23 protein-coding genes are annotated in these 23,862 nt (G+C 61.8%); 13 read left to right on the top strand and 10 right to left on the bottom strand.

The features are described from left to right. The first annotated feature begins 334 nt into the window (after window positions 1-334). On the top strand, window positions 335-3,202 hold the full coding sequence (locus MGMSRV2_RS09770; RefSeq protein ID WP_197538560.1) for an EAL domain-containing protein: 2,868 nt from the start codon (window positions 335-337) through the stop codon (window positions 3,200-3,202). Between the two features lie 323 nt (window positions 3,203-3,525). On the opposite strand, the gene MGMSRV2_RS09765 is transcribed toward MGMSRV2_RS09770, so the two are convergent. The 9 genes from MGMSRV2_RS09765 to MGMSRV2_RS09725 all read right to left on the bottom strand — a co-directional run bounded on the left by MGMSRV2_RS09765 (window position 3,526) and on the right by MGMSRV2_RS09725 (window position 13,198). Beyond that, on the bottom strand, window positions 3,526-5,088 hold the full coding sequence (locus MGMSRV2_RS09765; protein WP_024080192.1) for a DUF4143 domain-containing protein: 1,563 nt from the start codon (window positions 5,086-5,088) through the stop codon (window positions 3,526-3,528). Then, on the bottom strand, window positions 5,079-5,519 hold the full coding sequence (locus tag MGMSRV2_RS09760) for a very short patch repair endonuclease (RefSeq protein ID WP_041633560.1): 441 nt from the start codon (window positions 5,517-5,519) through the stop codon (window positions 5,079-5,081). The genes MGMSRV2_RS09765 and MGMSRV2_RS09760 overlap by 10 nt, the downstream gene beginning before the upstream one ends. Next, on the bottom strand, window positions 5,491-6,585 hold the full coding sequence (locus MGMSRV2_RS09755) for a DNA cytosine methyltransferase (RefSeq protein WP_041633559.1): 1,095 nt from the start codon (window positions 6,583-6,585) through the stop codon (window positions 5,491-5,493). The genes MGMSRV2_RS09760 and MGMSRV2_RS09755 overlap by 29 nt, the downstream gene beginning before the upstream one ends. Continuing rightward, window positions 6,578-6,829, bottom strand: coding sequence for a methylation-associated defense system helix-turn-helix domain-containing protein MAD1 (gene mads1 / locus MGMSRV2_RS09750; protein ID WP_024080190.1), 252 nt, complete (start codon window positions 6,827-6,829; stop codon window positions 6,578-6,580). Before mads1 ends, MGMSRV2_RS09755 begins: the two co-directional genes overlap by 8 nt. 138 nt (window positions 6,830-6,967) lie before the next feature. Further along, complete coding sequence (locus MGMSRV2_RS09745) at window positions 6,968-8,122, bottom strand: tyrosine-type recombinase/integrase (protein WP_024080189.1); 1,155 nt, start codon at window positions 8,120-8,122, stop codon at window positions 6,968-6,970. Between the two features lie 665 nt (window positions 8,123-8,787). Beyond that, window positions 8,788-9,618, bottom strand: a complete 831-nt coding sequence (locus tag MGMSRV2_RS09740; RefSeq protein ID WP_024080188.1) for an SWIM zinc finger family protein — start codon at window positions 9,616-9,618, stop codon at window positions 8,788-8,790. Window positions 9,619-9,623: 5 nt separating this feature from the next. Then, window positions 9,624-12,248 (bottom strand): DEAD/DEAH box helicase, encoded by a 2,625-nt coding sequence (locus MGMSRV2_RS09735; protein WP_024080187.1) that lies wholly within the window; start codon window positions 12,246-12,248, stop codon window positions 9,624-9,626. 18 nt (window positions 12,249-12,266) lie between these two features. Further along, complete coding sequence (locus MGMSRV2_RS09730) at window positions 12,267-12,656, bottom strand: HEPN domain-containing protein (protein WP_024080186.1); 390 nt, start codon at window positions 12,654-12,656, stop codon at window positions 12,267-12,269. Continuing rightward, window positions 12,653-13,198, bottom strand: coding sequence for a nucleotidyltransferase domain-containing protein (locus tag MGMSRV2_RS09725; protein WP_024080185.1), 546 nt, complete (start codon window positions 13,196-13,198; stop codon window positions 12,653-12,655). Before MGMSRV2_RS09725 ends, MGMSRV2_RS09730 begins: the two co-directional genes overlap by 4 nt. Before the next feature lie 838 nt (window positions 13,199-14,036). Between MGMSRV2_RS09725 and MGMSRV2_RS21055 the strand changes: the two genes are divergently transcribed. From MGMSRV2_RS21055 to MGMSRV2_RS09690, 7 genes are read left to right on the top strand one after another with little or no spacing between them, the layout of a single operon-like run. Continuing rightward, window positions 14,037-14,393 (top strand): hypothetical protein, encoded by a 357-nt coding sequence (locus MGMSRV2_RS21055; protein WP_144084290.1) that lies wholly within the window; start codon window positions 14,037-14,039, stop codon window positions 14,391-14,393. 15 nt (window positions 14,394-14,408) lie between these two features. Further along, a complete protein-coding gene (locus MGMSRV2_RS09715; RefSeq protein ID WP_024080182.1) occupies window positions 14,409-15,128 on the top strand; it encodes a nucleotide-binding protein in 720 nt (239 codons plus the stop codon). Beyond that, complete coding sequence (locus tag MGMSRV2_RS09710) at window positions 15,128-15,601, top strand: hypothetical protein (RefSeq protein ID WP_024080181.1); 474 nt, start codon at window positions 15,128-15,130, stop codon at window positions 15,599-15,601. The genes MGMSRV2_RS09715 and MGMSRV2_RS09710 overlap by 1 nt, the downstream gene beginning before the upstream one ends. Before the next feature lie 11 nt (window positions 15,602-15,612). After that, window positions 15,613-15,930, top strand: coding sequence for a hypothetical protein (locus MGMSRV2_RS09705; RefSeq protein ID WP_144084289.1), 318 nt, complete (start codon window positions 15,613-15,615; stop codon window positions 15,928-15,930). Window positions 15,931-15,935: 5 nt separating this feature from the next. Further along, window positions 15,936-16,262: a hypothetical protein gene (locus tag MGMSRV2_RS09700; protein ID WP_024080179.1), complete on the top strand. Its 327-nt coding sequence runs from the start codon at window positions 15,936-15,938 to the stop codon at window positions 16,260-16,262. Further along, window positions 16,259-18,601 carry a VirB4 family type IV secretion system protein gene (locus MGMSRV2_RS09695; RefSeq protein WP_024080178.1) on the top strand — a complete coding sequence of 781 codons (2,343 nt, stop codon included), beginning with the start codon at window positions 16,259-16,261 and terminating at the stop codon, window positions 18,599-18,601. The genes MGMSRV2_RS09700 and MGMSRV2_RS09695 overlap by 4 nt, the downstream gene beginning before the upstream one ends. Next, window positions 18,583-19,359 carry a hypothetical protein gene (locus MGMSRV2_RS09690; RefSeq protein WP_024080177.1) on the top strand — a complete coding sequence of 259 codons (777 nt, stop codon included), beginning with the start codon at window positions 18,583-18,585 and terminating at the stop codon, window positions 19,357-19,359. Before MGMSRV2_RS09695 ends, MGMSRV2_RS09690 begins: the two co-directional genes overlap by 19 nt. Window positions 19,360-19,367: 8 nt before the next feature. Here the strand turns inward: MGMSRV2_RS09690 and MGMSRV2_RS09685 are convergent, their stop codons facing one another. Next, on the bottom strand, window positions 19,368-19,721 hold the full coding sequence (locus tag MGMSRV2_RS09685; RefSeq protein WP_144084288.1) for a hypothetical protein: 354 nt from the start codon (window positions 19,719-19,721) through the stop codon (window positions 19,368-19,370). Between MGMSRV2_RS09685 and MGMSRV2_RS09680 the strand changes: the two genes are divergently transcribed. The 5 genes from MGMSRV2_RS09680 to MGMSRV2_RS09665 are packed head-to-tail and all read left to right on the top strand — an operon-like array spanning window position 19,720 to window position 23,861. After that, the gene (locus tag MGMSRV2_RS09680) at window positions 19,720-20,772 is read left to right on the top strand and encodes a hypothetical protein (protein WP_024080175.1); all 1,053 of its coding nucleotides are present in this window, start codon (window positions 19,720-19,722) and stop codon (window positions 20,770-20,772) included. The two genes, MGMSRV2_RS09685 and MGMSRV2_RS09680, sit on opposite strands and share 2 nt — an antisense overlap. A 38-nt stretch (window positions 20,773-20,810) precedes the next feature. Further along, entirely contained in the window at window positions 20,811-20,975 is a 165-nt protein-coding gene (locus tag MGMSRV2_RS21605) for a hypothetical protein (RefSeq protein ID WP_024080174.1), read from the top strand. Next, entirely contained in the window at window positions 20,975-21,736 is a 762-nt protein-coding gene (locus MGMSRV2_RS09675; RefSeq protein ID WP_011899516.1) for a VirB8/TrbF family protein, read from the top strand. Before MGMSRV2_RS21605 ends, MGMSRV2_RS09675 begins: the two co-directional genes overlap by 1 nt. Then, a complete protein-coding gene (locus tag MGMSRV2_RS09670) occupies window positions 21,733-22,764 on the top strand; it encodes a TrbG/VirB9 family P-type conjugative transfer protein (protein WP_024080173.1) in 1,032 nt (343 codons plus the stop codon). The genes MGMSRV2_RS09675 and MGMSRV2_RS09670 overlap by 4 nt, the downstream gene beginning before the upstream one ends. Continuing rightward, a complete protein-coding gene (locus tag MGMSRV2_RS09665) occupies window positions 22,764-23,861 on the top strand; it encodes a TraB/TrbI/VirB10 family type IV secretion system protein (RefSeq protein ID WP_024080172.1) in 1,098 nt (365 codons plus the stop codon). Before MGMSRV2_RS09670 ends, MGMSRV2_RS09665 begins: the two co-directional genes overlap by 1 nt. The last annotated feature ends 1 nt before the right edge of the window (window position 23,862 follow it).

Genomic DNA, 23,862 nt, shown 5'->3' with positions numbered 1-23,862 from the left:
AGAAGATCCCACTGTCCAGGGTGGGGAGGTGAGGATTTAGTTGGACTCCGCCATGAATTGCGTTGATCTGCAGTTGAGGCAATTGCCTCGCAATGCATCTTTTTTCCATTCCAGAAGCATCACGCAATGGCGCGTTTATCGTCTGTTCACTCCACAACGGTATCTTCGCTATATCGACATGATATGACGTTCAGATTAGACGAGACTTGCCCCTGAGACGCGCCATGAATGAAGTCATTCGCATCCACCATACCATGACCCCGCGCATCAGTCGCGCACATGCCGATGAATGCCGTCGCCTTCAACTCTTTCCTGCCAGGGCATGATGGCCAAGATGGACCAGGAACTCGTCGATTATAGTGGCAAGCAGGAAGCTGCCCGCATTGCCACAAACGCCCCCCTCCACCCCTTCAAGTTAGCCAAATATTTCTCCCTGTTGTCGATGATTCTGCTGCTGATATTTGGCGGGTTCTTGGCCACCTTTCTCCGCAACAGTGAGATCGACGCCATGAAGCGGCAGGCCGAGGAGCGCAACGCCTCCATGACCCAGTTGCTGGGCAACCTTCTGGTGCAGGACATCGAAAGTCTGTTGGCCGAGGCGGTCGGCAAGACCAAAGGTGAACTGCATACCCTAGCGTCGGTGCAGCGACTGAATACCCGCATCACCTCAATCGTCCGCGGCTCCGAAATCGTCAAGGTAAAGATCTACGACCCGCGGGGGCTAACGATTTTCTCGACTGAACTAGCTCAAATTGGCGAAGACAAAAGCGGCAATGCCGGGTTCAATGCCGCTAGGACTGGCAGCATCTACAGCGAACTCGTCAATCGCGACAAATTCAGTTCGACAGAAGGTGTCATTGCTAACGTCGATCTAGTGTCGAGCTACATTCCTTTCGTACGGGATGGCGAGGTTTTTGCCGTTTTCGAGCAGTACCAGCACGTCGATAGGCTGCTCCGGCAGGTGGAACGCTCGGTCATCAAGACATTAACAGTCATCGTCGTTGTTTTTGCGATCCTGTATATCCTGCTGTTCTGGGTGGTGCTCCATGCCGAGAAAATCGTCAAGGCACAGGAGGCACAGCTTGAATCCGCCAATCGCGATCTTGACCGGCGCGTCGAGGAACGCACGCAGGCCTTGCGGGAAAGCGAGGGGCGGTTTCGCAGCCTGACGCAAATGTCCTCCGACTTTTATTGGGAAACCGACGCCGACCATCGCTTCAAGGTGCGGACCTACAGCTGCCGCGAAGCCGCGGATCAGGTTCTTCATGAGAAATCATTCATCGGCCAGTTGCGCTGGGAGGTACCTCACTTCAGCCCCGGCGAGGCTGAATGGCAGGCCCACCGTGAGGTGCTGGACGCGCATCTGCCCTTCAGGGACTTTGAAATTTCTCGCTACGGCGTCAACGGCAATGTCTCGAATGTTTCCGTCAGCGGCGACCCGCTCTTCGATGCGGACGGTTGCTTTTGTGGCTATCGTGGCGTTGGTCGCGACATCACCGAACAAAAGCAGGCGGAGAAAAGGCTGAAGTTGTACGCCGACCTGTTCGAGCAGACCAACGAGGCGATGCTCGTCACTGACAGCGACAATCGTATCATCCATACCAATGCGGCACTGACGCGGATCACCGGTTACAGCGCCGAGGAGCTTCTCGGGTGCAATCCGCGTATCCTTTCGTCGGGACAGACGTCCGCGGAGGTCTACGTGGAGATGTGGGCCGCCCTAGGCAGCAATGGCTACTGGTCTGGCGAAATATGGGACCGTCGCAAGAACGGCAGCGTCTATCCGAAGTGGCTGACCATCTCGGCGATGCGGGATGCGGAGGGGGTTGTGACGCATTATATCGGCCTGTTCATTGACATCACCGAACGCAAGCAGACCGAAGCACTCATTGATCATTTGGCGCACCACGATAATCTGACCAAGCTGTTCAACCGCCACAGCTTGCAGGGGCGGCTTGGCCAGGCACTGGCCACCGCGCAGCGAACGCGTGCGCCCCTGGCGGTGATGTTCATCGATATCGACCGCTTCAAGAGAGTCAACGACACCCTGGGCCATCATACGGGCGACCTGCTGCTTATTGAGGTGGCGGCGCGGCTGCGCGAGTGCGTGCGCGAGAGCGACATCGTGGCACGCCCCGGCGGCGACGAGTTCGTGGTCGTGTTGACCGGCATGGAAGATGCGCGAGATGCCTTCCCGGTGGGCAACCAGATCCTGCAGATGCTCGCTCAACCCTATCACCTGGCCAACCAGGTGCTGCAGATCACCCCGAGCATCGGCATCAGCATCTACCCTGATGACGGTATTTCTGTCGATGACTTGATGAAGAATGCCGACATGGCGATGTACCACGCCAAGTCGCAGGGCCGTAACAATCTGCAGTTCTTCACGGCGGCCATGAATGCCGCGGCGACCGAGCGCATGGCGATGGAACTCGAACTGCGGCAGGCCATCGAAACCGGTCAGCTCGAGCTGCATTACCAGCCGCAGGTGTGCACCCACAATGGCGCGGCCTGCGGAGTTGAGGCGTTGGTGCGCTGGCGGCATCCGCAGCGTGGCCTGATTTCCCCGCTGGCCTTCATACCGTTGGCCGAAGAAACCGGTCTGATCGAGCCGCTTGGCGCCTGGGTGCTGGAGGAGGCATGCCGGCAGTTCGCCATCTGGCGCGCGGAGGATGCGCCGATCCTGCGCATTGCGGTCAACTTATCGGCTCAACAACTGCGCTCGCCAGGGCTGCTGGCGCAGGTTGAGGACGTCATGGCCCGCTACCAATTGATACCCGGTGAACTCGAGCTGGAAGTGACCGAATCGGAGGCGATGAGCGACCCGGAACGGTCATTCGACACACTGCGCGCCCTGCGCGACTTGGGCGTCCAACTCGCCATCGACGATTTCGGTACCGGCTACTCTTCGCTGTCCTACCTCAAGCAGCTGCCCGTCCAGATCCTCAAGATCGATCGTTCCTTCGTCAAGGACATCGAGACCGACGAGAACGACGCTTCCATCTGCGCCTCGATCCTCGCACTGGCGCACAGCCAGGGTCTCAAAGTCGTAGCCGAAGGCGTGGAAACCATGGCGCAGCGCGAGTTCCTCGCCGCCCACGCATGCGAATACCTGCAGGGCTACCTGTTTGCAAAGCCAGAACCTGCGGAGGTTTGCCTCGGAAGACTGCGGGAGCTTAGCATTGCCGCTGCGTCACCCTGAAAACTCGGCGCTGGTGGGGCGACTTCCCTCCAGCATGAACAAGTGGCAGGCCGGTTATGGCACAACTGGGCCATAGCGGACGCTCCAGCCGAGTGGCGGTTGCCGGGGGTACAGCGGTCAGATACCAACGGGTTGCGCACCTCTACCGCCAGCTTACGCTGTGCGGAGAAATAGGGTTCGCGGCAAATGGTGGCGTGCCCCCGCAACCAAATTAGATAGAAATATCAAACAATTAGCCGCCCCTCGGGGCGGCTTTTTGCGTTTGGACAATCGCCATGGACTCACCATGGACTCATCAGGAATCGAAATCCTGCGCAGGAGGGTCATGGCCTCGGCCCCAGCAAGGCCATCATCTCGGTGAGCCCAATGGCCTCCAGGCCATCCTTCAGAGGATATCGCTCGGTGCCGGGATAGACCACGAAACGGGCATCGGGCTTGATGTCGTCGCAGGCCAGCCAGAATCCCTTCGATGGCTGCGGTGACAGGCTGCGCTTGATCTCGATGGCCCATAGCCGGCCAGGTCCGGTGGACAGGATCAGATCCACCTCGGCGCCCGCCGACGTCCGGTAGAATCCGGCCTGGGCATTGTCCGGTGCTGCCGCCAGCAGGTTCTCGATGACATAGCCTTCCCAACTGCTCCCGGCGACCGGGTGCCCGAGAAGGTCTTCCATTGTTTCCAGCCCCAGCAGTGTATGCACGATGCCGCTGTCGCGGACGAAAACGCGAGGCGACTTGACCATGCGCTTGCCGGTATTGGACAACTGCCGTCGAGCATCCCTCTCGTCTTCGCTATACTCCACCGGCAGCGCCTCAAGTCGCCGCTCGGGGTAAATGCGCTTGCCATTCGCATCGACCAGATCGCTCTTCAGCCGACGCACCATCACCCGGGCGAGCTGGGGGTCACTTGGGAGGACGTTTCTCGCGAACCGCTGATCATCGAGGAGTTCGAGGAGTGCGGTGAAGGATTCGGTGTAGCCGTCGTGCGGCGTGGCGGTGAGAAACAGCTTGTGCTGGAAGTGTGGCGCGGCCAGACGAACCAGCCGTGTCCTGAGGCTTTCGACGGCATAGCGACCGACGGTCGGGGCGACGTTGTGAGCCTCGTCGATGATCAGCAGGTCGAACTTCCTGGGATGGCTGACGTGCGGGGGCAGTGCGTCCCGCAGAAGGCGCAAGCCTTCACCCTGCTTGGCCCAGTCCATCGACGTGATGAGACGGGGAAAAGACGTCCACGGATTGGCGTGCAGGCCTCGCTCGCGGCGCAGACACTTGACGTATTCCGTATCGACGATCCGGAACTCGAGACCGAACTTCTCCTGCATCTCGACGCGCCACTTTTCCTGTAACGAGGCTGGGCAAAGAACGAGAACTGTGCGGGCACGGTGCCGCAGTAGCATCTCCTGAACGACGAGACCGGCCTCGATGGTCTTACCGAGGCCGACATCGTCGGCGATCAGCAGATTGGTGCGCGCCATGTCGATCGCGCGCACGAGCGGATCCAACTGGTAGTCCTCAATGCTGACGCCGCTGCGGAATGGTGCCTGCAGATAGCCGCGATCGGCATTCGTCGCAGCCCCCCAAACCACCGCATCAAGAAACGCTTGAAGCGTCGAGGGGTCATCCAGTCCGGTCATGCGCGGCAGCCCGGCCCGCTCGATTACATGGGCTCCGGGCTCGAGCTCCCAGAGGACTTCGATCTCTTCACCCAGCGCATCCTCGTCGATTGAAGCCAGCCGGACGAGATGCCGCTTGGGGAGTCCGGGTGCAACCGAACCGCCTTCGACCTCGGAGACGATCCATTGGCGGCGGCGAACCTCGACCAACTGGCCCGGCTCTGGGGCAGTGGCGAGAGCGATGCCGGCGACCATTTCATCTGCGATCATCGACATGGATGGGCCCCATTCTTCTTGCGCGCATCGACGAGTTCAGCGATGCGGTCTGCGGCTTCGCGGGCGTCTTCGTGTTCCCAGATCCGGACCGTCTTCCAACCAAGAGCGTTCAGCCTCTGATCGGTATCTGCATCCCTGGATCGATTGGTTTCGATCTTCTCCCGCCAGAAATCGGCATTGCTCTTCGGCCAGGAAGCGTGCTCGGGACACCCGTGCCAGAAGCATCCGTCGACGAACACTGCTAGCCTCGCGCTGGTGAAAACGATATCGGCGACGCGTCTGGGCTTCGTCAGGAGCGGAACGTGGAGGCGATAGCGCAGCCCTTTGGCATGCAGAACCCTGCGGAGGTCGATCTCCGCTTGCGTGCCCTTCTGTCGCACGCGAGCCATCCGACGACTAGCGTCATGCGACGAGGGACTTACGCGCGTCATCCGCGACGGCTCCCTTCCTCTTCCTGGTCTTCTCAGCTTCGATCCCCAGATGGGCTGCGATGCTCCGGCCGATCACCTCGCCGAGAGTGACCGGAACCGCGTTCCCAATCATCCGTCCCAAGGCCTTGAAATGAACGGGATCCCCGTCGGGTATGAAGGAATAGGATTTGGGGAATCCTTGAAGAATCGCGCCCTCTCGCAGAGAGATGGCGCGGTCCTGTTCGGGATGTCCGAACCGACCGTTTCCGAAGCCGTAGAACTGGGTCGTCAAGGTCGGAGCGGGCTCATCCCATACCATCCGGCCATAGACGCCCGGATAGGTATGGCCCGTCTCACGCCGATGGCAGTCGGCAACGAGATGCTTTGGCCAGTCCCGCCATGTCCCGCCCGGTCGGGAGGCACGAATTCTTTCGAGGTTTAGGTCGGAGAGCTTGGATGCGGCATGCAGCACATCCTTCGGATGTGCGCCACCCTGAGTGATCGGCGTGAGTCTGCCGATCGCCGCGCGAACGGTCGTTGGGCGACCATGTGTCGGGGCGACCAGCTCAATGGAGCCGAGGCGGGAGGCTAGCAGTACCATGCGCCGTCGGTTCTGCGGCAGTCCGTACAGGGAGCAATCAACCACCCCCTGGTGGACGTGATATCCCATTTTCTGAAGGGTCTCGACGAAGTCTTCGAACACGGCGTGTTTAGCGACCGACGGCACATTCTCCATCGTGACCAGGTGTGGACGTGTGGCTTTGACCAGTCGTCCAAATTGGTAGAGCAGACCCCAGCGAGGGCTCCCAACGACATCGTAGCGCTGGGCATAGGTCGAGAAAGGCTGGCAGGGTGCGCAACCGGCGAGCACCCGGACTTCGGCGCTACCGAACAACTCTTTGAGGTTTTTCGGAGCGAAGCGCCCCACGTCTTCGTTGATGAAGCGCGCTGCATTGTTGGCTTCGAAGGGATGACGGCATGCTTCATCGACGTCAATACCCGCGACAACCCTGATGCCCTCCGAGATTAGGCCATGCGTAAGGCCCCCGGCCCCGCAGAAAAGGTCGACGCACGCGACATCAGCCATCCGCTTTCTCTCCCCCCGCATGCTTCCTTTTGTGTGAAACGGGCTCAGCCGCTTCGTTTTCCTTTTGATCGTCGGATGCTTTTCCGTTTCTCACCCAGTCATCGACTTCATCGGTCTTGAACTTCCAAAGCCTTCCGACCTTGTGGGCCGGCATGTCTTTCTTCGCGATCCACCCATAGACCGTGTCTTTGCTGACACCGAGATACTCAGCGATCTCCTCCACGGAGACCCATCGGTCAGACATGGCTAGGTCCTTCGAAAACCAGTTCAATGCACGCTTTAGCATGGCACTAAATCCAAGATCAGTAAACCCGATCAAGTGTGATTTAATCCGATTAGCTTGGAAAGAAGCCGATCCTTTCTTTGGATCGTAAACCCCCATCTAGCCGAGAGCTAGCCGGAGAGAGGTGGCAACGGAGTCGGCCGCCATCTTCACTGGTTCGGCAGCAAGGTGAGCATAACGCGCCGTGGTCTGCACCTGGGAATGCCCCAGCAGCTTGCCGATCATCGGCAGTCCCTGGCCATTCACCACAGCGACGGAGGCGAAGGTGTGGCGCAGATCGTGGATGCGTACGTCCTCGATCCCGGCCCGCTTGCGGATGCGCTGCCACGGCGGCTGAAGGTCGGTGAGGCGGGCGCCGGGCAGGGTGCCGGTGATGACCCAGGGGTTATCGGGCAGCCGGTCGATCTTGGACAAGGCGTCAACCGCCGGTGTGCCGATGTGGACGGTTTTTGCTCCGGTCTTCGAATCAGGTAAGTGCAGGGCGCTGTTTTCCAGATCGACGAAATCCCACTTCAGCGTCATGATCTCGCCCAACCGACAGCCGGTGAAGATCAGCAGGCGGATGGCGTTGATCGCCGACTGGCTCTCGATCCCGCTCAATTCGCACTGGCGCAGCACCTCGCCGAGTTTGGCCAGTTCCTGCTTGGACAGGTAACGCTCCCGCTTCTTCTCCGGGTACTTCTTGACGTGGCGGCAGGGGTTCGAGCCGTCGGGGCGTAGCCCCCAGACCTCGGCCAGATTGAACATCTTCGACAGCAGTTGGAGGCATCGGTTGGCCTGCACCGGGGCGAAGCGTAGATCGTGGTGGAGGCGGGCGATTTCGGCCCGGGTGATCGCCGCCACCTGGAGCTTGCCGGCGCGGGGATTGATGTAGGTCTTGAGGTAATAGCGGTAGCCGACCACCGTGCCCGGCTTGCAGTGGTGCTCGGCATGGTCGCTGAGAACCCGCTCCCCCAGTTCCTGCAAGGTTGGGTCGTGGCGGGCCTTGTCGCGGGCGGCGGCGGGGTCGTTGCCGTCCTGTACGGCTGCCAGCACCTTCATGGCCTCGGCCCGGGCCTTCTCGGTGGTCAGGATGCCGTGCATTCCAAGGCTCATTCGGCGGAACGTCCGGCCGGCTCGGTACTGCACCATGTAGGAGCGTTTGCCGCTGGGCAGGATGCGGACTCCGAACCCCGGCAGATCGCTGTCGAAGATGATGTAGTCCTTCTCCCGCGGCTCGGCTGCTTCGACGATTCGCTTGGTGATCTTGGGCATGGGGTAGGGGCCTTCAGGTGATGACGGTGGCCGCCGCGCGGCCTTCTTGCGGACCACACTGAAGGGTGCTTGAATAGATAATCAAGTCGAATCAATGGGTTGTCGAAATGGTGCGGAGTCTTTCGAAGCCATTCGCAATCAGAGCCCAGAGGGCTGGCACAATGCTGACGATGACGCGATTGGGGATCGCTTATCGTCATCCATCCATGGACTCCCCATGGACTCATGAGGGCACAAAATGCTGCGGTGTGGTGCGAAGAGGCGAGGGGGCAGGAACTTGGCTATCGCTTTAATATGGCGGAGAAAAGAGAAAACGTGAGTGGTGTGTGGAAATGCTGAGAAACACAAAATATGGGTCTCATAATCTGGAAGTAGCAGAGCGAAATCCTGCGAAGCGGAGTGACAGAGGAGCGAAAAGCTGGGTACGAGTTTCCGGTGGATGCATTTTCGATCAATCCCGCAGGAATCCGCCATTTTTCGCAGTTCTATGAACCCTCCTCAGTTCCCGGTCGAAGGCCCGCCGCCGCAGTTTCAGCATTTCTGCGACTTGGCCGAGATACGACCTTCAGGTAATTTGACAAAATGCCGATTGCTCAGGAAATGCATCTAATAAGAGAACCGGTGACGCCCATGCTACACTATTGCGATACAGAATTTAGCCGACTTCAATCCTTCCACCACTTCACATAGCCATCTGCAGTCAGCTCCATATCGGCGTTTGCGGGCGCGGATTTCTTCTTGCGGGCAGCGGGCTTCGGCTGGGACGGGGTCTCCATTGGCGGAGCCGGTGAGGCGACCATGTCCAAGCCGAACAGGGCGGCCACGTCGTCGGTCTCCAGGATGTTGGCCGAGGATGGAGGCGCCTTGGCCAGCGGGCCTCCTTGGCCGAAATCGGTGATCAGTTCGTGGTGATCGACGCCGCGCAGGGCGAACAGCAGTTCGGGCTGGTGGTCGAGGCGGGCGCCGATGCCGTAGAGCGTCGCCGCCACATGCTTGCACATGGAGGCCCAATCGGGGCAAGAGCAGGAGAACTTGATTTCCGAGGATTTGGGAAACAGGCCGGTGCCCGGGCGGCACAATCGTTCCATCACCGGCTTGGACAGTTTCCCCTGCAGCAGATCGACCAGCGAGTCGATGCTGTCGGCGCAGTCCTTGCGCAGAATTTGCCAATGGCTCTTGGGCAGGGGGTGGATGGTCACGGTCACCGCATAGAGGGACGATCCCGCGACCTGGGCGGTGACCTTGCCGGCAGTGATTTGAAGGTCGACCACCGACCCGTTGCGGACATAGCTACGCCCGCGCGGCAGGCGGCTGTCGTAATCGCCGAAGCTCTCCATGGTGTCGCACCATGCCTTGCCCCAGGCGGAGGAGGCGATGGTGCGGCCGGTGATGACCACCGGCGACACCGCCTGGCCGGCCTTGCGCCGCTTGACCATTTCCCGTTCGGCCTTCTTGCGCCGTTCGGCCACCGGGACATAGGGCGCCCATCGCACCATGCGTGTCACTCCTTCGCGACGGCGGCAAGATCAAGAGCGACGAGGCGCAGCAGGTCGTCATCCTTCATCTCGGTCAGGTTGATCTCGGCCGATCCGCTCAACAAATCCTCGGACAAGGATTTCTTGGCCTCGATCATGGCGTCAATCTTTTCCTCGACGGTGCCGGCGCAGACGAATTTATGGACCAGAACGTTGCGCTTCTGGCCGATGCGGTAGGCGCGGTCGGTTGCCTGGTTTTCCACCGCCGGATTCCACCAGCGGTCGAAATGCACCACATGCGAGGCGGCGGTCAGGGTCAGGCCGGACCCGCCAGCCTTCAGCGACAGCACAAAAAACGGAACAGTCTCATCTTCCTGAAATGCCTGGACCAGGGACTTGCGCTCCTTGACCGGCGTGTCTCCATGCAGTACCAGCCCGCGCCGGCCAAAAATGCCGGACAGGAAGGCCTCCAGCGGCGCCGTCACCTCGCGGAACTGGGTGAACACCAGCATTTTGTCCTGGCGGGCAGCCACCACCTCGGCGATTTCCCGCAGGCGTGACCATTTGCCGCTGTCGTCTTCGGCCCAATCCCCATCATTCAGCCATTGCGAGGGGTGATTACAGATCTGCTTGAGCCGCATCATGGTGGCCAGCACCAGCCCCTTGCGCTGAATGCCCGAGGCATTATTCAGTGCTTCGGCTAGATCCTCCACCGTCTGGGCGTACAGCGCCGCCTGTTTGCGGCTTAGCAGGCAATGAGCCTTGATTTCGGTCTTGTCGGGCAGGTCGGCGATCACGGATTTGTCAGTCTTCATGCGGCGCAGGATGTAGGGCCGCACCAACTCGCGCAGCGGGCCAAAGGCGTTGTGTTCGCGCGCGGCCAGGACCTTGGCGTAACTGGAGAACTGCTTGGCGCTGCCCAGCAGGCCAGGATTGATGACGTCGAAGATCGACCACAGATCGCCCAGGTGGTTTTCCACCGGCGTGCCGGTCAGCGCGATGCGCGCCGCGGCGTTGATGGATTTGACCGCCTTGGTTTGTTTGGCCTTGGGGTTCTTGATGGCCTGGGCCTCGTCCAGAACCAGGTAATTCCAGTCAGTGGCGGTCAGCACCGGCAAGCGCAACAGCGTGCCATAGGAGGTGATGACCAGATCGACGTCATCGAAGCCATCCAACTGTTTGATCCGGTCCGCCGGCATCGCCGAAGGATGAAAGATCAGGGCGCGCAGATCGGGAGCGAAGCGGTCGATCTCCGCTGCCCAATTAGCCAGCAGCGAGGCCGGAGCCACCAGCAGGGAGGGGCCTTTGCCCCGATGCGTCAGCAGCAGCGCCAGCACCTGGATGGTCTTGCCCAGGCCCATGTCGTCGGCCAGGCAGGCGCCCAGCCCCAACCCGGTCAGCAGGTGCAGCCAGTGGACGCCGACCTTCTGATAGGGCCGCAGGGTCGCCTTCAACATCGGCAGCGGCTCGGCGAGGGCTGCGGGGTCGCGTAACGCCTTCAGGGTCTCGGCCAGCCACGGGCCTGCGGTGACTTGCGACCATTGGCGGGTGGCCTCGTCGGGGCTGTCTTCGGCGATAGCGGCGCCGGCCAGCAGGCGCATGGCCTCGGCGAAGCTCAGGCCGTCACGTTCGGCCATGGCCTCGGCGTCCTGGAAACGCCGCAGCTCGCGGTCCAGACGGTCGCGGTCGACCTCCACCCATTGGCCGCGCAACAGCACCAGCGAGTCGGTCCCCGTCAGCAAAATATCCATGTCCTCGGCCGACAGCGTCTCGCCGTTCAGGGTCACTTCCATGCGAAAGTCCAGCAACCCGTCCAGGCCCAGCGCCGTGGGCTGACGGCTGCCGATGGCGGCGGTGACCTTGGGCCGCGGCGGTCGGGCGGCGGCCCATCCCGCCGGCATGCGCACGATCACCCCGGCGGCGTCGAGATCGGGCACGCTGCCCATGAATCGGGCGGCGTCGGACGGCGTCCAGCGCAAGGGATGGTAGATTTCTCCGTCCTCGACCATCGCCTTCAGCCAGGGGCAGGACTGGCTGGCACGGCTTACCGGGATTAGCAGGTTCAGCAACCGCGGACGGTCGGCGGCATAATCGTGCAGCGCCTGGCCCAACGGTACATGCCGTGCCTGGCCGCTGGCTGCCAGCTCGGTGGTATAGGTGGCCATGAAGGCGAAGGGAAAATCGGGGTCGCGGCGGTTCTCCGCCAGATTGAAATGGACCCGTCCCACCGTGTTCCAGGTCGGGTTCAAGGAAGACAGAAAGGCCTGCAAGTCCGAGCCAGCAGAGCTCGCCACCGCCGCCACAATCTCATCCCACAGGGCGCGTAGCACCGAGGGGGTCAGGTATTCGGCCCCTTTCATCATCGGCGCGGTGAGCGCCAGGGTCGCCAGTTCGGCCTCGGTCGGAGGCGGAATATCGGTGGAGGCCTGATGGCACAAGGCCGACACGGCGCGGCGGACAAAATCGCGCCACCATAACAGGGGCGGCGGCAACGCCTTGGCAGTTCCGGCTCCCAGATGCAGCAAGCCGTGACCGGCTCCGCGTGCAAAAGCCGTGGCCAGCGGGTCGCCGCCGGAGTCCAGCAGCAGGTGTCCGTGGGGCGTCAAGCGCAGGGCGGGTTCGTCAATGGCGGAAGGCGAGGGCAATGTCACGACGATGAGCTCCCGCGATTATCGTTCGGACAGCCAGTCGCGGATCTCGGGCAGCAGCGCCTCGATGTCGGCCAGTGCCGCCTCGACGTCGCCCGGATCGGGCATGGCCGGGAACCAGCCGCCGGGGCTGGGGTAGCGCCACGCCGTGGCCGCCGCCGACAGGTTATCCAGGCCCAACAGATCTTCCTTGAAAACATGGCCGTCGGGAAGGGAGCCGGCGGCCTGTCCGATATTGTGGGTGCGGCCGACGGCGAGTCCTTCGCCTTCGCAGACCGCCCGTGTCATCTTCTCCGCAGCCTGCTGGGCATGGAAGATCGCCTGATCGGGCATTTCGGGAAGCAACCGTCGCGCGGCTTCAATGTCGCGCTCGGCAGCGGTCATCAGGGCGGAGAGGCGCCGGTTCGTCATTGGCTGACCGCCTGACCGCGCCAGCGGTCACGGAAGGGAGAGCCGGGGCTGGCATATAGCAACCGGCCTGCGCTGTCCGCCGCATGGGCAATGGTGCCGGGCCGTTGCCGTTCAGCCTCGAAATCGGCGAGGCGGCAGGGCACGACGTCGACGCCGATGCCGCAGCCCGCCACCGGCGCATAGGCGGCGAAATAGTCCGGGGGGCCGCTTTCGTCGTTGGGCAGGATGACCAAAAGGTCGAAATCACTGTCCGGGCGTGCCGATCCGGCGGCGCGGCTGCCGAACAGGAAAAGGGCCACCGGACGGAGCGCCGTCTTGAGGCGTCCAACCAGGAATGACAACGCCGCGTCCTCGTTGCGGAACGGGCCGATGTTGCGGATCGCGGTGTCGCCACCGGTTCCCGGAACCAGGGACGGGCGTGTGCGGATGAATTCCAGCATGGCCGCCGTCATGCCCGGATCATCCTTGATGGCGTTGACGAGTTCGCGGACGGCATGTTGCCGATCGGGCTTTACCCGGAAGGTGATCGTGGGGGTGGACATGCGGAGCGTTCCAGCCTTGTGACACGGACTTTCATATGTGTAATACGCAGCCGTGACGCAGGCAAGAGCTCGTATGGAAAGCACCCTGTGGTCCGATGTTCCTGCGCTCATTGCCATCGATCCATGGACTCCTCATGGACTCAATGAGGCACAAAATGTAGCGCGTCGGTGCGAAAGGGAGAGTGGGTTTGATATGGGCTATCGCTTTGATATGGCGGAGAAAAGCGAAAACGTGAGTGGCGTGTGGAAGTCCCGAGAAACACAAAATATGGGTCTCATAACCTGAAGGTCGCAGGTTCAAATCCTGCCCCCGCAACCAAATTAGCCCGCAATCTCAACAGGTTGCGGGCTTTTTGATTCTTGGCCCTAAGCGCACCAACCGCCGCTGGTAGCACCGTGGTAGCAAGAGGGCGCTAAACCCCGAGAAGCAACGGAGATCGGCCAAGGGCTTGGGCCAAGTTGGCTGGCGAATGGCCTCATGTGGAGCTGGAAAGCTTCTGAATGGGTATTCTCCTGGGAATCCTTTTGCCACCCAAAGTTGGCACTAACTCGAAGACCTCACGCTTGTTCTCGGGGCCGTAGCTGACATGGATGGGGCGGTCGCGGCCGTAGAAGTACAGGCGGTCGAAGGGCGTATTGGCTGCCACCCACTTCGCTACCTCGAGCATGTCTTCATCATCGACGATGAAGTCGCAGGCGGCTCCAAGGCGCGGGCAGATGGGCTTTCCTGTTCGAGTGATTTCGTGAGCAGCGTGCTGGTCCAGTGGAGGCGAGGTAACACCGGTTTACTGAATACACGCCGAATCGTGACCGAAGTTCACGATTTGGGGAGTATTCGTTGGCAGTTCGTTGGGGTCAAGCAAAACGTGAAGTCGCGGCCCTCTGGCCTTTGATTTCCTTGCGTCTTGCTGAGACGACTATCAGGCAAATCTGGCTTGAATTTAAGGCATCTGGTCAAGTGACCAGTTGTCAAAGCAAGTTCTATGCCCAGGTCAATGCCCGCCTAAACAGCCCGCTTCTGCCGTCATCCAGCCCGTCTACAGGTCGCGACCTTGTAGCCCTGGCTGCTTCTCTCCTCCCCGTGACCGTTTCGGTCAACCGCCAGAACGTGGCGCATCCGGCTTCCTCCCAGGAAGCCGGCCCCACTGCCACGTTCGATCACAACGCTCGGGCCGATCTGGACGAGCAATGGTAACGGGAGCACTTACAAATGCAGGTTGAAATGATCCTTCAGGGCAAGGGCGGTGTCGGCAAATCGCTGATCGCCTCGTTGCTGGCGCAATACATCAGCACGCCCGACCTCAAGCCTTTGTGCCTGGACACCGATCCGGTCAACGCCACTTTCAGCGGCTATCGGGCCTTCGATGTCGAAACCCTCGATATCATGGAAGGTGACGACATTAACCCGCGCACCTTCGATCACCTGATCGAGCGGATCATGACCGGCAGCGGCGAACGCATGGTCATCGACAATGGTGCCAGCACATTCGTTCCGTTGTGCAGCTACCTGCTGCAAAACGACGTGGCCGGTCTGCTGACCGAAGCCGGGCATTCGATCCGCCTTCACTCGGTGATTACCGGTGGCCAAGCCCTGGCCGACACCATCGAAGGCTTTTCGTCGCTGTGCCGCAACATCCCCGCCGCCCCGGTCGTCGTCTGGCTGAACGAGTATTTCGGCAAGGCCGTCCACAACGGCAAGGGCTTCGAGGACAGCAAGGTCTACGACAAGCATAAGGGGCGGGTTGAGGCCCTGGTGACCATTCCGGCGGTCAAGCCGGAAACCTTCGGCCTGGACATGAACAAGATCATGACCCGGCGCCTGACCTTCGATGAGGCGGTGGCCAGCCCCGATTTCACCATCATGGAGCGTCAGCGCCTCAAGATGATGAAGCGGACACTGTTCGCCAACATGGCCAAGGCGAACCTGTAATGGATACGCCGATCTTCGACCCTGAAACGGGCGAAGTTCTGCAAGCTGGCGGCGACACGCCGCCAGCGATGCAGGCCATGAGCCTGGACGAGGCCCGCGCCATGCTGGTGCGGGCGCATGGCGTTGCCGTGTCCAGCGACGATCCGATCCTGATGCTGGTCAGCCTGCATCAGGGCTTCATCGCCGATTACGAGGCCATGCTGAAGCGTCACGACGGCGCCATCCGGGGTTTTCTCGGCGCCACCGGCGAAGCCTGCGCCGAAGCGGTGGAAAACGTTCTGGCCAGCCTCAAGGACAAGACGGTGAAGGCGTCCATCGACAACGCCTTCGCCCTGGTCGAACGCCAAGCCGTCACCATGGAACAGCTTCGCGCCGAACTGCGCCGGCACCGCCGCGTTCACATCGTCCTCACCGTTCTCACCCTGCTCGGCGCCGGTCTGGTTGCCGGCACCCTCACCCTGTTCATCCGTTGAAAGACACCATCATGACCAAGAAGCAAATTCTCTTCCTCGGCGCCTTCGTCGTCACCCTGGCGGCGGCCTTCGCCCTGCCGGCACTGGCGGCGGACGCCGATTGGGTGCAACCGCTCAATGAAGGCGTCACCTCGCTGACCGCGTCCCTGGTGGCCATCGCCGGCGGCGTCATCGGTCTGTGCATCGTCGGCTTCGCCATCTGGTCGGCGGTCAAGCAGCGGCTGGAAGGCCCGGTGCTGGTGACCTTATTCGCCTGCGGCCTGCTGGTCGGCATCGGCCCCGCCGCCATCATCTGGTGGATCGACTTGATGAAGCAAGGCCAGGGCTGACCGTCATGAAAGCGCGGTCGGTCATCTTCACCCATGTCCAATATCCCATGACCATCTTCGGTCTGCCGCCCATCCTCACCATCCTCAGTCTGGCCGGCGGCGCCGTCGCCTATGTGGTCCTGGTCCTGGCCGGCGCCGTCCCCATCGCCCTGATCGGGGCGGCGGTGGTGACGGTGATCGGCTTGGTCAAAACCCATCGGCTGGGACGGACCGACCGCCACATCGAATCCGCTGTTCTCAGCACCTTCAAATTCTGGGGCTTCTCTTCCCGCCGAGGGCTACTCACCGGAGCGTTCCCCAAGCAACGCTCCCACACCGGGGGCCGCTCATGAGTCTGTGGCCGCTCGCGCTCGGCATGGGAAGCGCCGCCCTGGCCGCCAGCACCTTGATGGTGCCGGCGGCCAGGCGGCTGTCCTTCGGCTCGGTCGCCTTCGACTGGCTGGGCCAGGAACTGGAACTGGATCGCATCGATCCCGACGGCATGACCGTGCGGACCAAGGCCGGCACGCTCATGCGCGCCTACCGCATCGGCGGCATGGCCTATGACACCAAGCCGGAAGGGGAACAATTCGCGCTGCATCAGGGCCGCACCGATTTCATTCACGCCTGCGCCTCGCGGGGCGTGGTCATGCGCAACTTCGCCGTCAAACGCCGCAAGGAAACCCTGCTGGGCACCACCTGGCCGTCGCCGGCGTTGCAGGAGATCGGCGATGCCGAAGCCGAACGCTACCGCAATTCCTGGGCCTTGCGCCGGTACATGACCTTGCAAGCCCCGGACATGACCAAGCTGGAAGAAGCCGACGAGAAGGTGGCTGCGTTGATGGCCAAATACCAGCCGGAACGGCTGGAACGTCCGCTCGATCCGCTGGGCGACTGCCCGTTGACCGGCTTCCTCAATTTCCTGGTTTGCGGCGATCTGCGCGACGATTTGCGCGCCGTGTCGTCGAACATCTCGGCCAATCTGCAAGCATCCTCACCGCTCTTCGACAAGGCCAGCGGGCAATTCACCATCCATCTGCCGCACCCCTGGCTGCACCGGATTATGGCCGTGCATGAATGGCCGGACCTGATGTCGGGCCACCTGCTGCACGAGCTGATGGCCATCGCCGGCGAGATCGAAGTGTCGCAAGTCTGCGTGCCGCTCAACCGCGACACCGAAGTGATGCTGTTGAAGCGGGCGGCCAACAATCCGTTGGCGTCGGCCATGGCCAAGGCCGAAGCCCTGGCCTGCATCGAAATCCTGCAACAGGGCAAGACCTCGCGCCTGAACACCCAGGCGGCGATCACCATGCGGGCGCGAACGGCGGAAGAAATCGAAACCCTGACGGCGACCATCGCCCGCATCCTCGGCAATCGCCGCGTCACCTATTCGGTGCAGACCAGAGAAGCGGCGGTGATGTGGTTCAACCGCATGCCGGAACGGGAAAGGCTGGTGCGCCCGCTCAAGCTGATGGGCGAGAACGTGGCGGCGATCTGGCCGTTTGAAAGCGCCCCGGTCGGTCTGGCCGAATCTCCCTTCGGCCCGGCGCCGGTGCGCAGCTTCACCACCGGCGGCGGCCAGGATTATGCCTTCCAGTTTCACTGCAAGAACGAGGAAAAGGCCCTGGCCAATTTCCTTGTCGTCGCCCCGGCGGGTGTCGGCAAGACCAGCCTGATTATGCATCTGCTGGGCGGCTTGGCGAAATTCGACCGGGTGCGATCCTTCGTGCTCGATTCCAAGGAAGGGGCGCGCTTCACCGTCGAAGCCATGGGCGGCCAGTATCAGCCCTTCGACAAACTGGCGCTCAATCCCCTCGATATCGAGGATACGGGGCTGAACCGCCAGCGCCTGGCGCTGCAAGTGCGGTCCATGTTGGGCGATGCCGGCCAGGATGACGGCATCGAGGACATTTTGTCCCATGTGGTCGAAACCGCCTTCACCCTGCCCATCGAGGCGCGGACCTTCGACAAAATCTTTCCCCTGACCTTTCCTGCGCAAAGCAATGCGCGCAAGGTCTTCGCCCGCTGGGTCACCGACCAGCGCGAGCGGACCGGGCTTTATGCCAACACCTTCAACGCGCCCCGCGACAGCCTTGCCAGTGTCCTGAGCCAGTCGTTCATGACCGGCATCAACATGAACGAGGCACTGGAAGACCCCACCCTTGGTCCGCCCGTCGTCGCCCATATCGCCAGCGCCATCGAGCGTCTGGCTAGATCCGGTCGCACCCGTGGTTTCGCCATCTTCATCGACGAAGCGGCCAAGCTGCTGCTCAACCCGGCCTTCTGCGCCCTGGCGGCGGAAATGTACCGCGAATACCGCAAGTTCGGCGGCGCCGTCGGCATGGCCTTCCAAGACCCCGGCGCCCTGCACAAATCGGGCATCGCCGATGCGGTGATCGAGAACACCGCGTCGTTCTTCTTCTTTCCCAATCCACAGGGCAACCGCAAGGCCTATGCCGCCTTCAATCTGAACGACGAGCAAGAGGCTTTCATCTTCGGCGCCAGCGAGGGCCGCAAGGTGCTGCTGGTCAAACGCGACGCAGCCACCGGTTTCGAGGAATCGGTGATCCTCGACGTCAATCTGGCGCCGCTGGGCAAGCCGCTTCGTTTCTACCGCTCCGGCCCCGACGCCGTGCGCGATCTGCTCAGAATTCAAGAACAGTGGGGGGACCAATGGCCCGCAAATATCTGATTGCCGGCGTTGCTGCCATTTCCCTGGTCGTCGCCGTGCCGATGGCACGGGCCGATTACCCGGTGTTCGACGGCACCATGGTCGGCAAGGCGATTGAGCAAATCAAGGAAATGAAGGCTTCGGTGGCTGCTGAGTTGCAGCAACTGGCCGAGCTCAAAGAATCCGTGATGTTCCTCAACGATATCAGCAAGTTCGTCAACGAGGTGTCGGACGCCATCGGTGAGATCACCAATATCACCCTGCCGATCCCCAACATCATGAAGATGCAGGCGCAAATCAAAAGCGACATTCGCTGCCTGATGCCCGACGGCATGGGCTGGGGCATCAAGTTCACGGATTTGAACCTTGCCTCCATTTGCGAAACCTCGGGCAAGTACCGCGACGCCCTGTTCGTCAACCAAGACAAACTGGCCAACCTGCCGTTCAACGAGCAAAAGGCGCTTCGCCATGCCGCCGCCGCCCATCGTAGCGCCCTGCTGGCCGACACTTCGGTCAGAAGCTTGGCGCAAGCAGATGTGCAGCTTCAGCAAGCGGAAAAGCTGTCCGACGCTGCCGACGATCTGCAAGCCAATTTAGGCCAGGCGAAAACCGTGCAAGAGCGCCTGCACGTCCAGGCGCAGACGGAAATCCTGCAAGCCCGCGCCATGGCCAGCCAGAACCAGCTTCTAGCGCAGATGCTGAAGCTGCAAGCCGCCGGCCAAATCAAGGCCGGCCTGCCGGTGGATGATCTGAAGCTGGAAGAGGAGGGCGATCAGTGAACGCGCCGTCAGGGGCCGAATATTTTATTTCGGATACCACGGGCAGCCTTTACCGCAATCGGGTTCTCGTAGTGCTCGCCCAGCATCATGGCTTCGGCAGCATACGAACCGCCAAGAGGACGGTTCTTGGAGGCTTTTCCTTTCAAGAACAGGGAAAGCATCACGAGCGCCACCAGGGTCATCAATCCCCAGCGCAAAACCTCAACGACAGCTTCGTAAGCCCGGACCACGAAAAGGACCGCATCGGCATAAAGCCGCTCGGCCCAGGCCATGCTGGCAGCCATCCATCCGGTGGTTGCGCCGTGCTGCACCGTTTCACCGGCAAAAGCATCCCCAACCACTACGACAAGGCTCACAGCCATGGATAACACCAAAGATTTGGCCAGCACGTGCTGGACCTGCAAGCCGCTGGAAAAATATGTCGAGCTTACCCAGTCCTTTACCAACGATCTCAGCACGACGTTGTACGAACCGATGCTCATGTTGTTCGCCTCTCTGGCCGGACTTTGGGTCGTCGTGTCTGCCATAAAATTGCCGCTACGGCTTACCGACAAATGGAAAGTAATTCAGGATTTTGTCTTTATCACGATAACGGGGCTACTACTGGGCAGTCAAGCCAACGCCCTGATTTCATATGTCTATTCATCCGCACTTGCGATCATGGGCGGCTCATCGGCGGCGGTCTTTTCCATTGCCGGCGACGGCCAAGCCAGCACCGGTAAAACCGGACTGGTGGCGCTGGCCGCCAACGGCGAACTTGCCGTTGTCAAGGTCTTCCAGGCGGCGGAAACCATCGCCAAAGCCGGGGCGCTGTACGAAATCCAGAACTATGTCTATGCCATCGTTCTGGTGGTTCCTTACTTCCTGCTGGTCGTGGCCTATTCGGCCCAAGTGGTTGTCGCCATCTTTCGTGCCACCATGGTCGGCGTTTTCGCCCCTTTCCTGTTCATGGCCTTCGCCTTCGGCTGGGGCCGCGACATGGCCAAGGCAGGCGTAAAAACCCTGCTGGCCTCGATCCTGGTCCTGTTCGCCTGTACCGCAGCCCTCGCCTTGACCATCTACGGCGTGAAGGGCCTGCCCATTGAGCCCACCGATTTGGTGGGTGACAAGCTCAACGATTTCGCCTCGCTCGGAAATCCAGACTTCCTGGTGATCCTGTTCCTCGGCTGGGCCGGCACGGCGTTGATCGCCGAGGGTACGGCGATTGCCAATTCCATCGCTCAAACCGCCCTGACCAATACCGCCGCCGGCATCATGACCGCCGGGGCCACCGCCAGCGCCATGTTGGGCATGAAGAAAAGCGGTCAAGTCGCCAGTGCGCTGGGCGGCCCCGCCCTGGATATAGCCAAAACCCAGACTTCAAGCCTCGTCGACAAATTCAAGAACATCAACAAGCCCGGCGGCGGGGCCTAACGGCCCGCCCGTGTGCTGTTTCACGACAGGAGAAAGTGATGAAAGCTTTGTATCTGAGCCTCTTCCTTGCCGTCACCTTGACCGCCTGCGGCAGCAGCCGGGAAATCCAGAAGGACGGCAGCGGCACCGACGAGATGCTGAAAAGCCCGTGCGTCTGCGTGCCGGTGCCCTATGACGCCCCGGGTTACGAGTGGGTGTCGTGATGCACCGCTTGCCCTGGCTGAAACGCTTGTTCAAAGGCAAAGCCCGCCGACGCCGGCGACCGGCCTTATTCAATCCGGTCGATCACAGCGCCGTGCGCGCTGCCGATCCCTATGCCTTCGAGGCGGCACACCGCCGGCTGGCCTGGATGCTGCGCTTGACGGTGATGGTGGTGGTCGGCCTGGGCGGTGTGGTCATCGTCCAGGCCTCGGCGATCTCCACCCTGGTGCCGTTGAAGGAAGTCCAACTCGGTCTGGTCCGTATCGAACAGCATGGCGGCAAGACCGTGCCGGTCGATCCCGCCACCATGGTCCGGGTGCTGCCGATCACCAAGGACACGCCTGGGTTCGATCTGCTGATGGAAAGCTTCGTGCGGCGCTACGTCCGCATCCTGCTGGAAATCGACACCGCGTCCCAAGGCGACCGCATGCGCGAAGCCAACATGCATTCGGACACCACCTGGTGGAAGAAATTCACCGACGAACGGCTGAAGGAAATCACCACCGCGCTCGACACCAAGCTCAACCGTTCCGTCGTCGTCGAAAGCGCTGACCGTATTTCCTTCCGCGACAATATCGGGCGCTACGCCGTCGATATCGTCCAGACCGACGAACGCGGCGGCAAGGTGGTCGAGACCCGCAAGCTGCGGGCTTATCTGGCCGTCACCTCACGCCCGCATACGGTGCGGGAAAGCGAAAAATTCGAAAATCCATTGGGGCTGCGCGTCCTTGATGTCTCGCTCAAGGAAAGGGGGAATTCATGATCGTTATCGCTGTTGGCGCCCTGGCGCTGCTGGGCTTGGCCGTGATGCCGGCGGAAGCGCAAACCCCGTTCGGCGGCAAGGGCCAGCCGGTGCCGGCGACACCGCCGGCGAAGGCGCAGCCGGCCCCGGCCCCGCCGCAATCCACCGTCCCGGCACAGCAACAGCCCGTTGCTCGGGTGCCCATGTCGCCGGACATGAAGCAACAGGCGGAATTCCAGGCCGAAGGCGTGTTTCCCGAAATGAACCGCCCCGGCGCCGGCGGTCAGGTACAGGACGCTTGGAGCGATGCCGAACCGCGCCAGGGCGTCTATGTGCAGCGGCTGTGCGAAGACTGCGTTTACAAGGTCCGCACCCGCGAATTCATGACCACCACGGTGATCCTGCCCGAAGATGCGGTGATCACCAGCGCCGATCCGGGCGATGCAATCGGCTTCTCGGTCAAGATCAAGGCCACCAACAAGCTGGCGATCCGGCCCGCCAGTTGGGGCCAGGACACCAACGTCAACGTCTACACCAAATCGGGGGCGGTCTATCCGCTCTATGTCCGGTCCGAAACGGTCAATTCCATGAACGTCCCCGACCTTGTCGTGAAGATCGTCGGTCGGGAGAAGCCGGCGGCAATCGAGGCGCCGGCACCGGTGGTTGACGACACGGAAAAGAAGGAGCCGGCCAAGCCAGGGGCGTCGGCGCTGCAACAAGGTGCCGTCCCCAAGAAGGATTTCGTCCGCCACGTGCCGGTGGACCCGGCCAAGTTCCACGGCTGGGGCGATTACAAGCTGTCGGGCGATGAGGAACTGAAGCCGGAAACCATCTGGCGCGATGACTTTTTCACCTATGTCCGCTACGGCGCCAAGTGGAACGGCATGGAATTGTCCAGCGGGTTCGTCACCGTCGATGGCATCGACGAGTTGGTGAATTCCCGCGTCGAAGGCTCGGTGTTCATCATCGAAAGCACGGCGCCGCTGATCACCCTGAAGAACGGCAAGCGCTTCCTGTGCATCCAGTACACCGCCGGGGCGAAGGCCTGATGTCGGCGTTCTGCGATCTCGCCTTGGCCCTGGGCCTGACCTTGTCGGGCGCTTGCCAGCCGGCGGCGGCACCGGTTGATCCGCTGCCGGCGGATGATCCGGCGGCATGGACGCATCGCCCGCCGGCGCCGAAGGAGGAACCGAAGCCGGCGCCGGTGATGCCGCCGGTGATCATCCAGAAGGAAGTCATCCGAGAAGTGCAAGTGCCGGCACCGGTACCGGTAGCGGCTCCGGCGGCGCCGGCGCCGCCCGCTCCCGATCCGTTGGAACTGGCGGTGCGGGCCAGCTATCTGCACCGCTCTGCCGGGGCGCCGCCGTCGGCGGTTTCCCTGGTGTCACTGCCCGATGCCGGCACCGACCTACCCCACTCCCCGATTCTGCCCATGGGCACAGGTGCGGGCGGACGTGGCGCCGGCGGGACCGAATACGAAGAAACCGGCCTGACCTCGACCAGACCGGTGGACAACACCCGCATCATCACCACCGACCGTTACATCACCGGCATCCTGGAAACCGGCATCAACACCCAACTGGACGGCTCCACCGGCGGCCCGGTGGTGATCCAGGTGAGCCGTGACACCTTCGGCTATCACGGTCGCAACATCCTGATCCCCAAGGGCTCGCGTCTGGTCTGCGCCTTCAAGAGCCTGGACAAGGTCGGTTCCAGCCGGGCGCCGTTGCGCTGCACCCGCATTCTGCTGGCGGAAAGCCGGGCGGAAATCTTCGGCATGAAAGCCCTGATCGCCGACCAGCAGGGCCAGCCCGGCGTATCCGGTGAAGTGGATAACCGCTTCGCCGAACGCTACGGCACCGCCTTTATCCTGGCAGGCATCTCGGCGGCGGTCCGGGCGGCCACCGCCAACACCAGCACCACCAGTTCCAGCAGCACCGCCTCGGCCACGGGTTCTTCCTCGACGTTTTCCGGCAATGGCGGGGCGCTGAGCGAAGGCGGGGCGGAATTGTCGCAGCGCCTTGGCGAGATCACCGCCGCCACCTTGGAACAGACCATCAATCTCACCCCGATCCTGAAGGTGGCACAGGGCACCCGTGTGCAAATCCGCCCCGACACCGACTGGTACATCACCGAAATGGAGTAAG

This window comes from Magnetospirillum gryphiswaldense MSR-1 v2 (assembly GCF_000513295.1).
Taxonomy (GTDB): domain Bacteria; phylum Pseudomonadota; class Alphaproteobacteria; order Rhodospirillales; family Magnetospirillaceae; genus Magnetospirillum; species Magnetospirillum gryphiswaldense.
Note: the sequence above shows the minus strand (reverse complement) of the source record. Positions and strands in the feature narration are given on the sequence as shown.

Excerpts from the sequence above, each read along its gene's own strand:
- MGMSRV2_RS09770 (WP_197538560.1), top strand. The coding sequence starts at position 335 with ATGGACCAGGAACTCGTCGATTATAGTGGCAAGCAGGAAGCTGCCCGC.
- MGMSRV2_RS09765 (WP_024080192.1), bottom strand. The coding sequence starts at position 5,088 with ATGTCGATGATCGCAGATGAAATGGTCGCCGGCATCGCTCTCGCCACT.
- MGMSRV2_RS09760 (WP_041633560.1), bottom strand. The coding sequence starts at position 5,519 with ATGACGCGCGTAAGTCCCTCGTCGCATGACGCTAGTCGTCGGATGGCT.
- MGMSRV2_RS09755 (WP_041633559.1), bottom strand. The coding sequence starts at position 6,585 with ATGGCTGATGTCGCGTGCGTCGACCTTTTCTGCGGGGCCGGGGGCCTT.
- mads1 (WP_024080190.1), bottom strand. The coding sequence starts at position 6,829 with ATGTCTGACCGATGGGTCTCCGTGGAGGAGATCGCTGAGTATCTCGGT.
- MGMSRV2_RS09745 (WP_024080189.1), bottom strand. The coding sequence starts at position 8,122 with ATGCCCAAGATCACCAAGCGAATCGTCGAAGCAGCCGAGCCGCGGGAG.
- MGMSRV2_RS09740 (WP_024080188.1), bottom strand. The coding sequence starts at position 9,618 with ATGGTGCGATGGGCGCCCTATGTCCCGGTGGCCGAACGGCGCAAGAAG.
- MGMSRV2_RS09730 (WP_024080186.1), bottom strand. The coding sequence starts at position 12,656 with ATGACGAACCGGCGCCTCTCCGCCCTGATGACCGCTGCCGAGCGCGAC.
- MGMSRV2_RS09725 (WP_024080185.1), bottom strand. The coding sequence starts at position 13,198 with ATGTCCACCCCCACGATCACCTTCCGGGTAAAGCCCGATCGGCAACAT.
- MGMSRV2_RS09715 (WP_024080182.1), top strand. The coding sequence starts at position 14,409 with ATGCAGGTTGAAATGATCCTTCAGGGCAAGGGCGGTGTCGGCAAATCG.
- MGMSRV2_RS09710 (WP_024080181.1), top strand. The coding sequence starts at position 15,128 with ATGGATACGCCGATCTTCGACCCTGAAACGGGCGAAGTTCTGCAAGCT.
- MGMSRV2_RS09705 (WP_144084289.1), top strand. The coding sequence starts at position 15,613 with ATGACCAAGAAGCAAATTCTCTTCCTCGGCGCCTTCGTCGTCACCCTG.
- MGMSRV2_RS09700 (WP_024080179.1), top strand. The coding sequence starts at position 15,936 with ATGAAAGCGCGGTCGGTCATCTTCACCCATGTCCAATATCCCATGACC.
- MGMSRV2_RS09695 (WP_024080178.1), top strand. The coding sequence starts at position 16,259 with ATGAGTCTGTGGCCGCTCGCGCTCGGCATGGGAAGCGCCGCCCTGGCC.
- MGMSRV2_RS09690 (WP_024080177.1), top strand. The coding sequence starts at position 18,583 with ATGGCCCGCAAATATCTGATTGCCGGCGTTGCTGCCATTTCCCTGGTC.
- MGMSRV2_RS09680 (WP_024080175.1), top strand. The coding sequence starts at position 19,720 with ATGGATAACACCAAAGATTTGGCCAGCACGTGCTGGACCTGCAAGCCG.
- MGMSRV2_RS09685 (WP_144084288.1), bottom strand. The coding sequence starts at position 19,721 with ATGGCTGTGAGCCTTGTCGTAGTGGTTGGGGATGCTTTTGCCGGTGAA.
- MGMSRV2_RS21605 (WP_024080174.1), top strand. The coding sequence starts at position 20,811 with ATGAAAGCTTTGTATCTGAGCCTCTTCCTTGCCGTCACCTTGACCGCC.
- MGMSRV2_RS09675 (WP_011899516.1), top strand. The coding sequence starts at position 20,975 with ATGCACCGCTTGCCCTGGCTGAAACGCTTGTTCAAAGGCAAAGCCCGC.
- MGMSRV2_RS09670 (WP_024080173.1), top strand. The coding sequence starts at position 21,733 with ATGATCGTTATCGCTGTTGGCGCCCTGGCGCTGCTGGGCTTGGCCGTG.
- MGMSRV2_RS09665 (WP_024080172.1), top strand. The coding sequence starts at position 22,764 with ATGTCGGCGTTCTGCGATCTCGCCTTGGCCCTGGGCCTGACCTTGTCG.